25 protein-coding genes and 2 pseudogenes are annotated in these 15,273 nt (G+C 29.8%); 2 read left to right on the forward strand and 25 right to left on the reverse strand.

Translation table 11 applies throughout. The annotated features are described in order from the left end of the window. Nucleotides 1-10 precede the first annotated feature (10 nt). The 24 genes and pseudogenes from rpsE to QZ146_RS06000 form a co-directional block, all read right to left on the reverse strand. A pseudogene (rpsE, locus tag QZ146_RS05885) lies at nt 11-662 on the reverse strand (30S ribosomal protein S5). 2 nt (nt 663-664) lie between these two features. Next, entirely contained in the window at nt 665-1,246 is a 582-nt protein-coding gene (locus QZ146_RS05890) for a 50S ribosomal protein L18 (protein ID WP_295722737.1), read from the reverse strand. A gap of 11 nt (nt 1,247-1,257) precedes the next feature. Then, the gene (locus tag QZ146_RS05895; protein ID WP_295722738.1) at nt 1,258-1,707 is read right to left on the reverse strand and encodes a 50S ribosomal protein L19e; all 450 of its coding nucleotides are present in this window, start codon (nt 1,705-1,707) and stop codon (nt 1,258-1,260) included. A gap of 90 nt (nt 1,708-1,797) precedes the next feature. Then, nucleotides 1,798-2,124, reverse strand: a complete 327-nt coding sequence (locus QZ146_RS05900; protein WP_295722739.1) for a 50S ribosomal protein L32e — start codon at nt 2,122-2,124, stop codon at nt 1,798-1,800. Nucleotides 2,125-2,127: 3 nt separating this feature from the next. Continuing rightward, nucleotides 2,128-2,664, reverse strand: coding sequence for a 50S ribosomal protein L6 (locus QZ146_RS05905; protein WP_295722741.1), 537 nt, complete (start codon nt 2,662-2,664; stop codon nt 2,128-2,130). Nucleotides 2,665-2,674: 10 nt separating this feature from the next. Next, the gene (locus tag QZ146_RS05910) at nt 2,675-3,067 is read right to left on the reverse strand and encodes a 30S ribosomal protein S8 (RefSeq protein ID WP_295722742.1); all 393 of its coding nucleotides are present in this window, start codon (nt 3,065-3,067) and stop codon (nt 2,675-2,677) included. A gap of 11 nt (nt 3,068-3,078) precedes the next feature. Continuing rightward, entirely contained in the window at nt 3,079-3,222 is a 144-nt protein-coding gene (locus QZ146_RS05915) for a 30S ribosomal protein S14 (RefSeq protein ID WP_295722743.1), read from the reverse strand. A gap of 12 nt (nt 3,223-3,234) precedes the next feature. Then, a complete protein-coding gene (locus QZ146_RS05920) occupies nt 3,235-3,762 on the reverse strand; it encodes a 50S ribosomal protein L5 (protein WP_295722744.1) in 528 nt (175 codons plus the stop codon). Beyond that, a complete protein-coding gene (locus QZ146_RS05925; RefSeq protein WP_295722745.1) occupies nt 3,759-4,484 on the reverse strand; it encodes a 30S ribosomal protein S4e in 726 nt (241 codons plus the stop codon). Before QZ146_RS05925 ends, QZ146_RS05920 begins: the two co-directional genes overlap by 4 nt. Further along, nucleotides 4,484-4,834: a 50S ribosomal protein L24 gene (rplX, locus tag QZ146_RS05930; protein WP_295722746.1), complete on the reverse strand. Its 351-nt coding sequence runs from the start codon at nt 4,832-4,834 to the stop codon at nt 4,484-4,486. The genes QZ146_RS05925 and rplX overlap by 1 nt, the downstream gene beginning before the upstream one ends. 8 nt (nt 4,835-4,842) lie before the next feature. Continuing rightward, complete coding sequence (locus tag QZ146_RS05935) at nt 4,843-5,241, reverse strand: 50S ribosomal protein L14 (protein WP_295722748.1); 399 nt, start codon at nt 5,239-5,241, stop codon at nt 4,843-4,845. Between the two features lie 3 nt (nt 5,242-5,244). Beyond that, on the reverse strand, nt 5,245-5,562 hold the full coding sequence (locus tag QZ146_RS05940; RefSeq protein WP_295722749.1) for a 30S ribosomal protein S17: 318 nt from the start codon (nt 5,560-5,562) through the stop codon (nt 5,245-5,247). Nucleotides 5,563-5,573: 11 nt separating this feature from the next. Next, entirely contained in the window at nt 5,574-5,855 is a 282-nt protein-coding gene (gene rnp1 / locus QZ146_RS05945; RefSeq protein WP_295722751.1) for a ribonuclease P protein component 1, read from the reverse strand. Nucleotides 5,856-5,894: 39 nt separating this feature from the next. Next, complete coding sequence (yciH, locus tag QZ146_RS05950; RefSeq protein ID WP_295722752.1) at nt 5,895-6,263, reverse strand: stress response translation initiation inhibitor YciH; 369 nt, start codon at nt 6,261-6,263, stop codon at nt 5,895-5,897. Then, a complete protein-coding gene (gene rpmC / locus QZ146_RS05955; RefSeq protein ID WP_295722753.1) occupies nt 6,264-6,470 on the reverse strand; it encodes a 50S ribosomal protein L29 in 207 nt (68 codons plus the stop codon). 16 nt (nt 6,471-6,486) lie between these two features. After that, nucleotides 6,487-7,335, reverse strand: coding sequence for a 30S ribosomal protein S3 (locus QZ146_RS05960; RefSeq protein ID WP_295722755.1), 849 nt, complete (start codon nt 7,333-7,335; stop codon nt 6,487-6,489). A gap of 4 nt (nt 7,336-7,339) precedes the next feature. Next, entirely contained in the window at nt 7,340-7,801 is a 462-nt protein-coding gene (locus tag QZ146_RS05965; RefSeq protein ID WP_295722756.1) for a 50S ribosomal protein L22, read from the reverse strand. A 13-nt stretch (nt 7,802-7,814) separates the two neighbouring features. After that, on the reverse strand, nt 7,815-8,225 hold the full coding sequence (gene rpsS / locus QZ146_RS05970) for a 30S ribosomal protein S19 (RefSeq protein WP_295722757.1): 411 nt from the start codon (nt 8,223-8,225) through the stop codon (nt 7,815-7,817). Between the two features lie 17 nt (nt 8,226-8,242). Beyond that, the gene (locus QZ146_RS05975; protein ID WP_295722758.1) at nt 8,243-8,968 is read right to left on the reverse strand and encodes a 50S ribosomal protein L2; all 726 of its coding nucleotides are present in this window, start codon (nt 8,966-8,968) and stop codon (nt 8,243-8,245) included. 12 nt (nt 8,969-8,980) lie between these two features. Further along, nucleotides 8,981-9,241, reverse strand: coding sequence for a 50S ribosomal protein L23 (locus tag QZ146_RS05980; protein ID WP_295722759.1), 261 nt, complete (start codon nt 9,239-9,241; stop codon nt 8,981-8,983). A gap of 36 nt (nt 9,242-9,277) precedes the next feature. Beyond that, nucleotides 9,278-10,042, reverse strand: coding sequence for a 50S ribosomal protein L4 (gene rpl4p, locus QZ146_RS05985; protein WP_295722760.1), 765 nt, complete (start codon nt 10,040-10,042; stop codon nt 9,278-9,280). 2 nt (nt 10,043-10,044) lie between these two features. Continuing rightward, nucleotides 10,045-11,058, reverse strand: coding sequence for a 50S ribosomal protein L3 (rpl3p, locus tag QZ146_RS05990; RefSeq protein WP_295722761.1), 1,014 nt, complete (start codon nt 11,056-11,058; stop codon nt 10,045-10,047). Nucleotides 11,059-11,418: 360 nt separating this feature from the next. Beyond that, the gene (locus tag QZ146_RS05995) at nt 11,419-12,246 is read right to left on the reverse strand and encodes a putative RNA uridine N3 methyltransferase (RefSeq protein WP_295722762.1); all 828 of its coding nucleotides are present in this window, start codon (nt 12,244-12,246) and stop codon (nt 11,419-11,421) included. Nucleotides 12,247-12,566: 320 nt separating this feature from the next. Beyond that, on the reverse strand, nt 12,567-13,229 hold the full coding sequence (locus QZ146_RS06000; protein WP_295722766.1) for an METTL5 family protein: 663 nt from the start codon (nt 13,227-13,229) through the stop codon (nt 12,567-12,569). Between the two features lie 423 nt (nt 13,230-13,652). Between QZ146_RS06000 and QZ146_RS06005 the strand changes: the two genes are divergently transcribed. Next, nucleotides 13,653-14,381 (forward strand): hypothetical protein, encoded by a 729-nt coding sequence (locus tag QZ146_RS06005; RefSeq protein WP_295722763.1) that lies wholly within the window; start codon nt 13,653-13,655, stop codon nt 14,379-14,381. A gap of 152 nt (nt 14,382-14,533) precedes the next feature. Next, on the forward strand, nt 14,534-14,989 hold the full coding sequence (locus tag QZ146_RS06010; RefSeq protein WP_295722764.1) for a DUF308 domain-containing protein: 456 nt from the start codon (nt 14,534-14,536) through the stop codon (nt 14,987-14,989). A 157-nt stretch (nt 14,990-15,146) separates the two neighbouring features. On the opposite strand, the pseudogene QZ146_RS06015 reads toward QZ146_RS06010, so the two are convergent. Further along, nucleotides 15,147-15,273: pseudogene (locus QZ146_RS06015) on the reverse strand (transposase); the annotation flags it as partial.

Below are 15,273 nucleotides of genomic sequence, written 5' to 3' on the forward strand. Positions count from 1 at the left end.
AAATCACCATCTATTTGGATATAACTCCCATTGCTTTAAGATCATTTTCACTTGCTTTAACTTTACATACTTCTTTTAATGCATCAAAAACTGCATTTGCAAAGTTAATAGTAGTTTGAGTTTGACCACTAGTTTGAGACCATACATCTTCATAACCTGCAAGAGACATAATGGTTTTACCTACATCACCAATAGCAAGACCTACACCTGCAGGAGCAGGCATAAGAGTAACATTTACAATTTACACTACCAGCTTTACCGTAGACTTTGAAAGGAACAGTGTGTTGTCTTCCACAAACACAACCCCAATCCCCACAACCTCTTCTAACTTTGATAATATTATATTTAGCATTATCAACAGCTTTTCTAATTGCAGGACCTACTTCTCTAGCTTTACCTTGGCCTAAACCAACATAACCGTTTTTGTTACCAACTGCAACAATAACTCTAAAATTAACTTTTCTACCAGATTTGTGCATTCTTTGAACTAAGTTAACATCCATTACTTCCTCTTCTAAATCAGGGAGTAATGCATCGATAATTTCTAATTCCATTATTGAGAGACCTTTTTCAAATATTTCATCAATATCAGTAATGGTTCCATCTTTAACCATTCTACCGACATTGGTCTTAGGTTCCCATTCTTCCATATTAAAACTCATATTTATACCTCAGCCTCATCAATTTTATTTAAAATTTCATTAAAATGATTAGGTAAATCAGCAGGTTGAAGACCTCTTTCAATATATTGTGAGAATTTTTTATTTACTTCATCTTCACTTAATGATTCTGCATAATCTGCAATAGATTGACCAGTTACACGATCATCTTCTGGAAGAACAGATTCTCCATGAGGAACTTCTAAACCAGCATCAACTGCCCCTTTAAGAGCAGCAAAAACTTTTGAACCTTTGATAGAAGATTTTAATCCAATATCTAATACTGCATAATCAACATCTGCATTTAATGCTTTTTTAGCACATAAATAACCAGTTAAGTATACTGCACTAGTATTTTTAGAACCGCCTAACCAACCTAATTTTCTAAGTTCTTTACTGTGAGCTGATACAACGGTTTCATCTCCACCATTACGAATATTTATAATTTGAACAATTACATTAGCGTTAGAAACTCTGACAACTAATCTAGGTGTATCTAAATCAGCTAATCTAAATCTTTGAGCATAGTCAGTTTTTCCTTCTCTTCTTCTTCTAAATGCTACTTTATAATTTGAACCTTGTGCCATTCTATTCACTCCTAGTTTTTAATCATATCATGGTCACGAGCATAGTTTTTCATATAAGATTTACTTCTAAATGCTCCACCTTTTGCCATTTTATATAATTTTCTATATGTAGTAGCATCGATTTCTCCAGCATCACGCATATCCCTTAAATCAGTTCTTAAAGCTCTGATAGTAGACATCCAAGCTTGTTTTTTAGGAGTTCTTGCGTGTTTTGCTCCTTTAACACTACCTTTACCTTTACGTTTTCCTTTTTTCTTTTGTTGTGCTATTTTTTTAGACCTGTAACTGCTAATACCAGTTTTAGGTTTAGCTTTAATAGCCCCTTGATTGATTAACTGCCTAACTCCATCTCTAGTAATAGCCCTTGATACTTCTTCTATTTTTTCTGGATCAATCCATACACGGTTGAGTCCTACTTTAAGAATATCTGCAGCTAATCTTTTTTGAGTAGTAAGATTCATTAATTAACCTCCATTTATTAATACTACTTAAAATATTTAAGTCCCCTTTATAATAAAATAATATTTATAATAAAAGTAAATTGAATAAAATTATTTGTTTAAAACTTTTATTCCAAGTTTTAATGCTTTTTCTAACATCACAGATTTTTTATTTTTACCGATAGAAGAACTTATTCTAGCAGCTTGAGTTGCCGGATCTAAGTTTTCTAATTCTTTTAAGTTGTAAACAAGAACATCTTCATAACCTGAAGGGTGTAAGTTCCTAGCTTCTTTAGGAGATCCATAACCTATTGCAGGCATTTTTGGCTTTCCTGCTTCATATCTTCTCATTTTACTAGTTCTTCCTCTAGGTTTTCTCCATTTATCTCCAAGTTTTTTATATCTAGCGTATTCTTGTCTTTTAAATTGTTTACTCATCGACTATTCTTTACTAACTAAATAAATTCCATCTTGGAATACCCTAGGATCTTTGCCTTTAATTTTAGTTGCTTGTTCTAAGTTAGCCATAGTTTGACCAACATGCTCTTTATTAATACCAGTTATAATAACTTGGTCCCCTTTAACTGTAACTTTTGTATCGTCTCCAACAATTTTGGAAGTCCTTGGGTGTCTTTCACCTACGAAATTATCAATTGTTACAGTATTACCATTAACTTTTACAGTCATTGGAAAGTGTGCAAAGACTATTTTCATAGTGTATGTAAAACCATCTGTTACACCAATCATCATATTGGAAATATGAGCTTTGATAGTACCAATCATAGATTTATCTCTACTTTTTGGAAAATCAACATCTAAAACTATTTTACCATCATCTTCGGAAATTTTTATATTAGGATAGTTAAATTTCCTACTAAGTTCACCTTGAGGTCCTTTTACAGTGACCTCTTCATCTAATATAACTTCAACGCCGTCAGGGATTTCAAGTTCTTCCCTTAAAGCTGCAGCTAATACCATTTTTAATCACCTAATACATGTAAGCCAACAAACGTCCACCAATTCCTTTAGATTTAGCATCTTTATGAGTCATAATTCCTTCAGGAGTAGTGACTATTAATATACCGAAATTTTTTGCTGGCAAATATCTTTTTTCAAATTTTTCAAATTCATCTTTTTTAACAGCATGACGAGGTTTAATTACACCACATTGATTGATGTTACCATCTAATTCAACTTGGAATATACCTGCTTTTTCGTCATCAACATATTCAAAATTACTAATATAATTCTCTTTTTTCATAACACTTAAAACATGTCCAATTAATTTGGATGCAGGACGAATAGTACAAGTAGAATTTACTTGTAACTCATTGTTCCTAATATTAGTTAAAGCATCTGCAAGAGGGTCCATAAGAGTCATTTAATACACCTCTAATTATATTTTTTAAATCCTATTTTAGGAGCTACTTCTCTAAAACATTGTCTACAAAGATTGATACCATATCTACTAACCATAGCAGAATGATCTCCACATCTAGAACATTTTTTAGAACCTCTACCATATTTTCTTGCCACAGTATCACCTATTTATTCGTCTTCTCCTTCTAAGTCAACATAGTTAACATTAAAGTTTTCTTTCATATACTTCATAGTCTCTTCTTTAGTAATTCTGTGTCTTTTAGGAACTTTATGACTTTGGATTTTTCTTCTGTTAATCCTATATCCTGGTTTTTCAAAAGTTACTGAAACATTCATACCAAATATACCTATATCAGGGTCATATTTCATTCCAGGAATATCAATATGTTCTGCAATACCAAAAGAAAGATTACCTTGAGAATCAAATTGTGTAGATTCGATATTATTGTTAATACCATCTAATACCATTTTGATTGCATTATCTGCTTTTTCGCCACGTAAAGTAACTTTACAAGCAATAGGTTGTCTTTTCCTAATACCAAATTCAGGATTGGTTACTTTAGAAAAAGTCCTAACTGGTTTTTGTCCAAACATACTTTCAATTAAATTGAGTGCTCTGGTTAATTGATCACCAGCTTCCCCTACACCAATATTTACAGTAGCTTTTGCAATAATAACTTCATTCATTGGATTCATTTATTAACCTCCAATAAAGAAATAACTGGTTTATCATTTCCAACTACAAAAACATAATCTTTTAATGTTAAGAATTGATTTTTACTTGAGTCTTCAATAATTACAGTATTTGGTTTTGTTGATTCATTGATAATAATTTCTTTTATAGTACCAAGCTCTCCAGTGTGTTTACCACCAGTTACAAGAACTGTTGCACCTTCAATTAAGGAATATGATTCAACAATATCTTGTTCAGGTACTTTTAAGTTAATAACATCCCCAACAGAAAATTCTTCTTCAGTACAAATATTTCTACCATCATGGAGATTTAATTGAGTAATACCACCTTTAATAGTGGTTTTATTTGTAATTTTAGATAATTTAAAGCTACCATCATCAATAGGGTGTAAAGTTAATCTTTTTTTATTATCTAAGAGTACCCTATAATTTTCCCCAGTTTTAGGAATAGCAATAATATCCATAAATCCAACAGGGAATTTGTAATCTTTTCTAGCTCTACCATCAACTAAAACATTACCTGAGTTAATAACCCTTTTAGCTTCTCTAGAATTATCACCGAGAGCTAAAACATCTCTAACAATAACCATTAAAGTTAAAGAATCTTCAAGAGAATGAGGTCCAGCTTGAGGTTTAACAGTCCAAGTATTTTCTTTAGGATGAATAGGCCAGGTTTTTGGAGCTTTATAAGTTTTTAAATGTTTTCTAGATCCCATTTTTGCCATTATTCTGCCTCACTTGATTTACTTCTTCTTTCGTCATCTAAGTCTACGTCAATAATCATCAAATTTGATGGGTGAATTGGAAGATAAATATTAGTTCCATCTGCTTTATTTAAAGTTATACCATCTACTGTTACGGTATATTTTTTATAGTTAACAGTTTCAATTTTACCTTCTTGGTCTCTGAAATCACCACGGAGAACTTTTACTTTATCTCCTACTTTAACAGGTAAAGATTTTCTACCTAAATCTTCTCTTAATTCTTTACTTAATGTAGCAGCCATACGAGCATTACGTTTGTGCAATGGTGCTTCATAAAGTGCTTTTCTTTGTTTTCTAGGTTGTTTTGACATTTTATCACCTATACTAATATACTAGCTGCACTACCTACACTAGGCCATCTGTCAGCTGCTTCTTTTGCTACTGGACCCCTAATTTCAGATCCTTTTAATAATCCTTCTGGAGTAATAATTACAGCAGCATTATCTTCGAATTTAACACGAAGACCATCAACACGCCTATATTCTTTTTTCTGTCTTACAACAACTGCTTGAACAATTTCTCTTCTCATATCAGCAGTACCTTTTTTAACTGAAGCAATAACTAAATCACCAACACCAGCTGTGTCTATTCTCCTACGTACTCCTTTAAATCCTTTAACTGAAATGATTTCAATTTCACGAGCACCAGTATTGTCAACACAAGAAAGTCTTGCACCAATAGGTAATGCTTTTGTAACATTAGATGTAATTGCTTTCATGATTTATTCTCCTTTTACTTCAACAATAACAAAATGTTTAGTTTTACTTAAAGGCCTACATTCTGCTATTTTAACTTCATCTCCAACATTTACATCAATACAATCAGGTTTGTGAACATTGATTCTTGATTTTCTTTTTTCATATCTTTCATATTTACGAATGAATTTATAATAACTACGTTCCACAGTAACTGTTCTTTCTGCTTTATTAGTAGTAACAGTTCCTTCAAGAACTTGTCCTCTTACAGGTAAATCACCATGAAATGGACAATTTGGATCATTACATTCTTTTTCTGGTTCTTGAACATTAAGACCAACCATAATATCACCGATTAAATTTTTTTATATCTCTTCTTTATCCGATCTTCTGGACGACTTAACAAAATTTTCCCATCAACTTCAAGATAAGTTCCATCTGGAACTTCAAATTGAAATATTGAAATATCTTTAGCTAATAATTTTTCATTATTATCTAAAGTTTCAATAGTAAAAGTTTTTTTTGTTTCATATATCACTTTCCCTTTAATTCCAATTAAAGATTTAGTAGAACTATCGGTTACTTCAAGATTAAGACCGATTAATTCATGATAAATTAAATTTTTTGAACTTATCATATTTTACCTACTGTAAAACCTTAAGGAAATTAATAAACATTATCTATTCCTTTTTTTTCGTTTTTTTATTCTTTTTAGAATCCCTGATTTCTTTTTAGAATCTCTGATTTCGATTGTGTCTGAAGAAAAACCCATGTCAGATAAAACTTCTTTAACTTTAACTTTATGATCTCCTTGAAGTTCTATTTGACCTTTTTTAGATGTTCCTCCACATGCGCATTTGGCTTTTAAAGTTTTGGTAAGCTCTTTAATATCAATATCATGCTCATCAATACCTTCGACAATAGTCATAAGTTTACCAAACCGACGTCTAACAGTATATACTTTTACTGTTTGAACTTCTCTTGCAATTTCTTCACAAACACAAAGTTCTTCAGGAAGACCGCATACCTCACAGATTTTAGACATTTAATTCTCCTTCTCCTTTTCATTCATGATTGTAAGAACACGAGCTATAGTTCTTTTAAGTTCTCTTATATTACCAGGGTTTTCAACAACTCCTGAAGCAGCACTTTTAGAAACATTTTTAGCTAATTCTGATTTGAGTTCAAGTAATTTTTCTTGAATTTCTTCATTTTCCATTTCCCAAATTTCTTTACTTCTTAAAATTGCCATTATTTCAACCCTCTAACTATTCTTTATCAGAATCCTCAACTTCTTCAGCATCTTCAGATTCTGTTAATTCTTCAACTTCTTCAGAAATTTCTTCATCTTCAACTTCTTTGATTTGCTCAACTTCATCAACTTCTTCAGAAATTTCTTCTAAATCTTCTAAGTCTTCAATTTCTTCAATTTCTTCAATTTCTTCTAAAGATTCAACTTCTTCAGATACTTCAACTTTTTCTGATTCTTCAACTTCTTCAATTTCTTCAATAGTTTCTTCTATTCTAGGAGCAAGAATTTCTACTTTATCAGGTAAAACCGCTTCAGGTGGCATGATTCTAACATATACTCCTAAAACACCAGGTTTTAAACGTACTGTAGAAAATCCTTCTTGAACATATTTAGTTGCAGGTTCACCACATTTTTTAATGTAACCTTCAACAAATTTAGCAACAGCAGATCTTGAACCTCTAATTTTTCCAGAAATTGTAATTTCAACACCTTGTGCTCCAGCTCCCATAATTCTACGAATGTTAGAATATGCAACTCTTCTAAAATGCATACCTCTTTGTAACATATTAGCAATTTTAGAAGCCATGATTCTTGGGTTAAGTTCAGGAACATCAACTTGTTTAACTTCAACTTGAGGATTATCTAAACCAAATTGATTTTTAAGAGTTTGAGTAATTGTTCTTACTGTTTTTCCACCTCTACCAATGACCATACCAGGTCTTTCAGCATAAACAACAACCATAGTTCCAAGAGGAGTAACTTGTACATCCATTCCACCGTAACCTGCTCTGTCAAGTTCGGATTCTAAGAATTCATCAATTTTTGTCCTTTTGAGACCTTCTGTAACAAAATCTTTTTCTATCATAGACTTAAGCCTCCATTAAAACTATTTGTACATGAGTAGTAGGTGTATTGAATGGAGTTACTCTTCCAAATGCCCTTGGAATTGCACCTCTAATAACCATTCCTCTATGACTGGATATATGTTCAATTTTAAGGTTTTCAATATCCATTCCTTTATATTCTGCATTTGCTTCAGCATTTTCTAAAACTTTTAAAATTGCTGAAGCTGCTTTAACAGGATATCTTCCAGCAGACCAACCTTTTAAACCTTTTCTGTGACCAACTTTTTTGTTGTGTCTTTTAAAAGGAACTGCTTGTTTCATATCAATAACATTATTTAAATAATTTTTAGCTTTTTGAACATTCATTCCTCTAATTGCACTGCAAATATCTACACAATGTTTAGGGGAAACTTTAAGAGATCTAGCCATAGCACGAGCAATTTGTTTTTCATTATCTTCTTCATTATAAGCATATTTTCTAGCCATGTTAAAAATCTCCTTATTTCAATGGTACAAACATAGATGATCTAGTTGCTCCCATACCGGGGTCACCATGTTGAACTCTTTGTCTTGTAGGTGCAAATTCACCAAAGTAACAACCAATCATTTCAGGAATAATTGTAACTTCAACAAAGTTATGACCATCATATATTCCAAAGGTAGTGCCAACCATTTCAGGAAGTACAATCATATCTCTACAGTGAGTTCTTATGACAACTGGCCTACCATCTTTTTTACCTTCCTTATTTAACTTTCTCATTTTATCTAAGACAATTTGTTGTCTTGGTAAAAATCCTCTTTTTAAGGATCTTCTTTGTCTTGCTGGTAATAATTGAATAAAATCTTCTAAAGACATATCTTGTAATTCTTCTAAAGTGTATCCACGATATTTATATATTTTTCTAGCCAAAGTGATACCTCCTTCATCTATCTCCTTTTACCTGTACGTGAAGCAGCAATAGAACCAACTTTTCTTCCAGGTGGTGCATGTCTTGAAATAGTAGTAGGACGTCCTGGGTGTTGTCTGTTACCTCCACCATGAGGGTGGTCTACAGCATTCATTGCAACTCCTCTAACGGTCATCATCTTCTTACCTTTAGCTTTAAGTAAATGCCATCTATTACCTGCTTTAAGGAATGGTTTTTCTTTTCTTCCTCCACCAGCAACAATACCAATACTAGCACGGCATTGAGGGTTAAAAGATTTTAATTCACCAGATGGTAACTCAATAACAGCTTTATCTGAATCGTGAGTAATTAAAGAAGCATAAGTTCCAGAAGATCTTACAAATCTTCCACCATCACCAGGTGTATTTTCAATATTATAAACTGGAGTACCTTCAGGGATTTCTGCAAGTGGCAAAGTATTACCAAAACTGATTGATGCAGAAATACCGCATTCAATTTCATCATTAACTTGAATACTTTCAGGAGCTAAAATGAATTTTTGTTCTCCGTTTTCAAATTTAACTTTAGCAATAGGTGCAGTCCTAGCAGGATCGTGAATAATATCAGTAACAATTCCTTTTAAACTACCTTCTTTTTCAATATTATCGTAAGCTCTATATTGGATTTTATCTTTGAACCTGTGAGAAGCTACACGATGAGGAGGATTTCCTCTACCTCTTCTTTGATGTATTAATCGTTTTCCCATTCAACTTCCTCCTTAGAATACTCCTATTTTAACTGCAATATCTTCAGCTTTTTCTTCTTCAGCAAGTCTAATGTAAGCTAATTTTAAACCTTTTGGAGATATATGAGTATTAACTTTACTAACTTCTTCTTCAAATAAGGTTTCGAAAGCCTTTTTAATATCTGCTTTAGAAGAATTCCTAGAGACAACAAAAGCAAGTTCATTTTTTAAATCAATTGCATTCATAGTTTTCTCAGTAACATGAGGTTTAACAATAACTGCGTATGGATCCATATTATCTACCTTCTTTATAAATAAATTCTTAAGAATTTATTTGAATAATCCTCCTAATTTTTCAATAGCAGATTTTGTAAAAATAGTTAATCTTCCTGGATGAGTACCTGGAGCTAATAATTCAGCATTTAAATTTTCAACAGATACAACATCTACACCAGCGTGATTTCTAGCACCTAAACTGATACCTTTATCATCACCAACAACAACTAAAGGTCCTTTAACTTTTTTGTATTTACGGCCTCTAGTTTTTCCTCGACCTGCTCTAATCTTTTTACCATCTTTAGCACGAACGACATCATCATAAATGCCTAAATTTTTGAAGATTTCACGAGTTTCTTTAGCTTTTTTAACTGCTTCAAGATCATCATCAACAACAAGTGGGAATGAAGGAACATTTTCAATTTTGTGTCCTCTTTCTTCAACTAACCCCTTATTAGTAGTAGCAGCAATAGCAGACCTTATTGCAAATCTTCTTTCTTTATTATTAATTTTTTCGTGATGTACTTTTTCAACTCTTAATGGGTGAGCTTTTCTTCCACCAATTGCTTGTGGAATAAATCCTGCTTTGGAACCGTTTTTAATTCTTGGTACCATAGCAACACCTCTACCTGAACCCCAAGATTCAGCGGAAGTTCTTTTACCTGCCATAGGATTATTACCCATAGGTTGAATTCTAGCAGTTTGAATAGAAATAACTGCTCTTTTAATGAGATCTGGCCTATAAACTTCTTCAAAAATAGTTGGAAGTTCTACATCTCCAGAAACTTCTCCTTCCATAGAATAAACGTTAACTTTCATGTTTAGACCCCTTGTTTAGATTTAGTACTAATAAAGTTTACTTGTGGAGTAGCTTCATCATCAGATTTAGGTCTGATTGCTTTTCTTAAAATAACTAATCTTTTACTAGGACCTGGAAGAGAACCTTTAACTAAAACATAATCATTTCTAACTAAACCATATCTAATAAATCCCCCATCAGGATTGACATCACTAGTTTCAGTTTGAGATCCGATTTTTAATATTTTTTTGTTAAATTCAGTTCTTTTATGATAACCCATTTGTCCTGCTTGTGCAACAGTCCACATAGTTCTATTAGGAGTCCATGGACCAATAGAACCAACGTGTCTTTTTTTACTACTACGAGCAGCTTTACCATATTGTATTCTAATATTCCATCTTTTAACTACACCTTGGAATCCTTTTCCTTTAGTGGTTGCAATAGCATCTACAAATTGACCTTCGTTTAATACATCGCTAACTTTAACTTCATTGCCTAATAATTCAATAGCTGCATTAAGTTTATCTTCAACAGAAGTTCCACCGATTGCACATTCAAATATTTCAGGTTTTTTCTTAGGTATACCAGATACTAATTTAGGATTAGTGTGAACTAAAACTTTAATTTCAGCAGTGCGATCTAAAGCATCCTGTATTTTTGCAATAGCTTCAGATTTGTTATAATCTTTAGGAAGTGATATTTTCCTAGATAATTCTTCATCCAAATTATCTGCAAGAACCTCAGTAATAACTTTAAATCCCCTATTTGTTTTTTCATATGATCTAATTCCCATTACTACAACTGGCGGTACTTCTAATACAGTAACTGGAGTTGAAAGTTCCATACCATTAGTTGGTGAATTTTTATTTGTATCTACAACAGTAGCATGAGTCATACCAACTTTATAACCAGCAATTGCAAGTAATTTGGATTCATCACATGCAGGCCATGATTTAATTCTAGGAGTTTCTTTTGCTACTCTTTTTCTAGGACTAAAAGCTACTGACCCTTTTCTTGGTTGATGATGTCTAACCATTTAATTTAACCTCCATTATATTCATATTTTCCACAATTAATTATATTAATTAATTTTAGATTATTTTTTTATGGATAATGCTTATTTTAAACATTACCCGATTTTAAAAAGAATTATTAGATAAAAACATTACCTACTAATCCTTCATATAAATAACAAAATCTTACATAGAGTAGATTAAGTTATATAAATATTAATAAAGAATTTTGTATACAACACTTTAAAAAGTGTTAAATTTCAGTTTTATAAGTTTATAAACAGAATAAAAAAATCAAAAAACCATCGATTATAAACATTAGAGCAAGTAATCTAATTTATAAAATTTCAATGAAAAATGCACTATTCCAACTAATTTTCAGACTAATCAGCCAGTAATAAGTTAAACAAAGATAATGTAGAAACAACCGCTTCTTCAGTCCTTACCGTTTGAGTCCCCTGATTAGGAATAGTATTTATTTCAATATATTCCCATTTTAAGTCAGTGAAATCATTTTCCACAGAAGAATAAGGACCACCAAAGACAATAGCAATATTATTAGATTTATTTACTTTATACCTTAATTCATCAAAAATAGAATTTATTGTATCTGCATATCTTGTGGTAACTACAACAAGGTTAGGATTTAGCTTATTTAAGCTTTTTTTAAGACCATTATTTTCATTAATTGTCTTATATCCCCAGTAAATGTCATCTGGTTCTTCAGGTGTGACTATTACCTCTTTTGCAATTTTAGTGATTTTAAAACTAAATATTTTATTAACTGTTAACTGCTCTTTACAAAAAGCTAATTTATCCATACCTATATCTACAAAAGTACCTTTCTTATTTCTTTTAACTGTAAACCCTTGCCTATACTCTCCTTGTTTAGGAGAATTATCTGTAGGATGATAAGGAGTTCTCAAAGGAGGTAAAATTCCAACATGTTTTAAATCTGCTTGTATAGGAAATGCTCTTTTTCTCAGATATTGAGGAGTATTCATATAATTTAAAACAGTTTCTATAAATGCTGCATCTTTAAATCCCTTTACATCATTAAAAGACTTGTCATTATAAATAATAACATTTTTTATACGAAAAACAGCTAATGCTCGAGATATAATACCTACTTTATAGGTCTTTACCTTCAAATCATTAGTTTCTGCAAGAAATGAATTAGGTATAAATAAAGATAAATTAATATTTTGCATTTTTAAACATTTGTTAAAAACAATATATAAATGTTGCTAATCTTCGATAGCTATCACTAAATAAACTTATCAATCTAATATTATATCAACTATAATACCTGTAGCTCAGCTACAAAATTTATTATACTCTCATGAATATAATAGTACAATATATGTTTTATTAGTATATAAAGGTATTGTTTTTTCAAATATTTTTACTGATTTATAAGGGTTATTTAAAAAAATAAATTAAATTTAATCTTAAAATATGAAAAAAATAAAAATTTTAAAGGAATCTAAAATAATATAAAAAAAATTCAAAAAAAGATAAAAAATATGTATTAAAAATTTTCTACTCTAAAAACTATAACTTCAACATCCACTGATTCTTTATTGTGAAAATCATATATTTTTTTAATTGGAAATTTATATAAAAATTCATGTGTAATTTTTCCACCTAAACTTTCAAAATAATCATATACAAAATTATGTGTACTTTTCATATGAAATGAATATATTACCTCTGCACTTTCCATTGCAATTTCTATAAATTTTCTATCAATATGTTTTTTTCCTCTTTCTTGAGAACCAAAAGGTGGATTTTGAATTAATGTATTAGATTTTTCTAAAAATCCATTTATATCTAAATCTTGAATACTTGAAATTTCACAAAGATCTTTTTGAAAAAAGCTAATTTTTTCACTATCTACTCCTATATGTTGTGATTGTTTTTTAGCACTTTTCAAAGATTCCTCATCAATATCAATAGCAAGTACTTTTTTTGCCCCTAAAAGTGCTGAAGATATGGAAAATATTCCTGTACCACATCCTAAATCTACAATGTTCATATCTTTAATATCTCCTAAAGTATATCCATTCCATAATATATCTGATGCAATATTTGCAGGGGTAGAATACTGTTCAAGTTCCACTTTAGGATTTGGATGGGCGGATATATTCTGAATAATCATCTCTAGATTTTTACGTCGTTTAATTTTCATAATATCAAAAATTAATTTATGTTTATTGATTAGTAATAATAAATATTCACAAGTAATAGGTATATTAAAAAGACCTATTAAATTTAATTATTAATTTAATATTAAATTAATATTAAAAAAAGAATTAAATAAAATTTAGACCAGTAATTTTATTAAATCAATGAAAAAAAGTACATAATTATTAATCATGTGAAAGACCCTTAAAAATATTTCCTTTGTCGAGAGAAAAGAATATTCATATAATTAAATAAATGCATCTAATCGTTGAAAAGTTCCTCGAACTTATAAATATTTATATATATTATAAAATACAATCTTTAATTAACATTAATGATTATTTCATATTAAAGTGTATATAAAATTAATAATAATCAAATGTTGTTTTTTGAAAAATATTTAATTTCATAAAAAAATGATGGTGTAAACATGGATAATAAAAATGTGATTGTAATTGGAATAGTAATCCTAATTATTGCTGTAGCAGGAATTATCTTTTTTGTTTCAAGTTCACAACAATATGAACGAATAGATATAACTCCTAATGGAACAAGTATAGAAGTTCCATACAATAAAACCACATATGAAGGGGAATTTGAGAGTGCTAAAGTTTGGGATTGGGACGAAGGAATGTTAATTACTTACAACAGCAATGCAGATAAAAATTATTTAAAAGTAACTAAAATGGGATTCGAATCCCTTAATGAGTTAATAAAAAGTAGTGGTGAAAAACAAGATTTTGGTGGACAAACTGGTTATGTAATAGATGCAGATAAATTATTAGAAATCCATTTATTCGATATGATTAAAGTAAATTATAAAGGAAAATTCTATTGTATCCAATTATCTAATAATACTACCCATGATAATATTTTAATCTGTTGTAAAGACAAAGACATGGCAATTCACATGTCTCAATCAGTAGAGTACAAAAATGTTTATAAAAACAAAACTACTGATATAGAAGATACCATTGAAGCTGTTGATAACATATCTAAAGATGTAGGGACTTTAACAAATGAATATGAAAAATATGTTAATTCAACCGACAATAACTCTTCAACAAACAATAATAACTCTTCAGCAATCGCAATGGGATTTGATTTAGATAATAATATAAATAAAATAGAATCAATAATCACAAAATTACATATATAATAAGTGAATTTTATAAAAAAATAGATCTTAAAAAAAGGTCTTAAAAGAAGATTAAAATAATATATAAAACTAATTTAAAATATAAAAAGCATTTTGCTTTTTAATTTCTTATTTTGATTTTAAGAGATAATTGAAAATATGGAGGTAAAAATATGGAATCTAAACAGATATCTGGGATATTATCCATAATTTTTGGATTACTTTTTATAATTTTCCCTATATTTAGTTCAGGATTAGCATCCATCATTATAGGAGTAAGCTTAGTATTTGTAGGTGTAGCATCAATAGTAACTGATTTGTCAGCATTAAATGTCCTTATTGGAATTTTAGCCATAATCTTTGGTTTATTATTCATTTTCAAGATTGATGCTTTATCATTCCTTTTAGGATTACAATGTTATATAATTGGTATTATACTAATTTTAATAGGTATTGTATTTTTATTATCAGGAAAAAACTTCTCAAAAATATCTGCAATATTGCTAATAATTTTAGGTATAATAGCATTTATCCTTGGAGGATTATCAGTTAGAAACCCACTTTATGTGGCAATTCTTATAGGTATATGTCTAATTATTCAAGGTATAAGCTTATTTATATCAGAATAAAAAAATCTTTTATTTTTTTATTTTTTATTTCTTTTTTTATTTATTTTATATTAAATCATTTAGATATTACTATTTTTTTAAAATCAAATTCATATAAAACTCAATTTTTCATATTTATAAGATTCTTCTATTTATGAGGTTGTAAAATTTTATAGGCTTATTTTATTTTTAAATGTTTTTGTGTACAATTTTGCATTTGGAAGTCTAGAAATGTTAGAATTCCATTTTCAGTTTTAAATATTTTCTTTATTTTTCGGGATTGGTTTGTCTGTAATAATTTTCAA

The sequence above is a fragment of the uncultured Methanobrevibacter sp. genome (assembly GCF_905235195.1).
In the GTDB taxonomy this organism is placed as follows: Archaea; Methanobacteriota; Methanobacteria; order Methanobacteriales; family Methanobacteriaceae; genus Methanarmilla.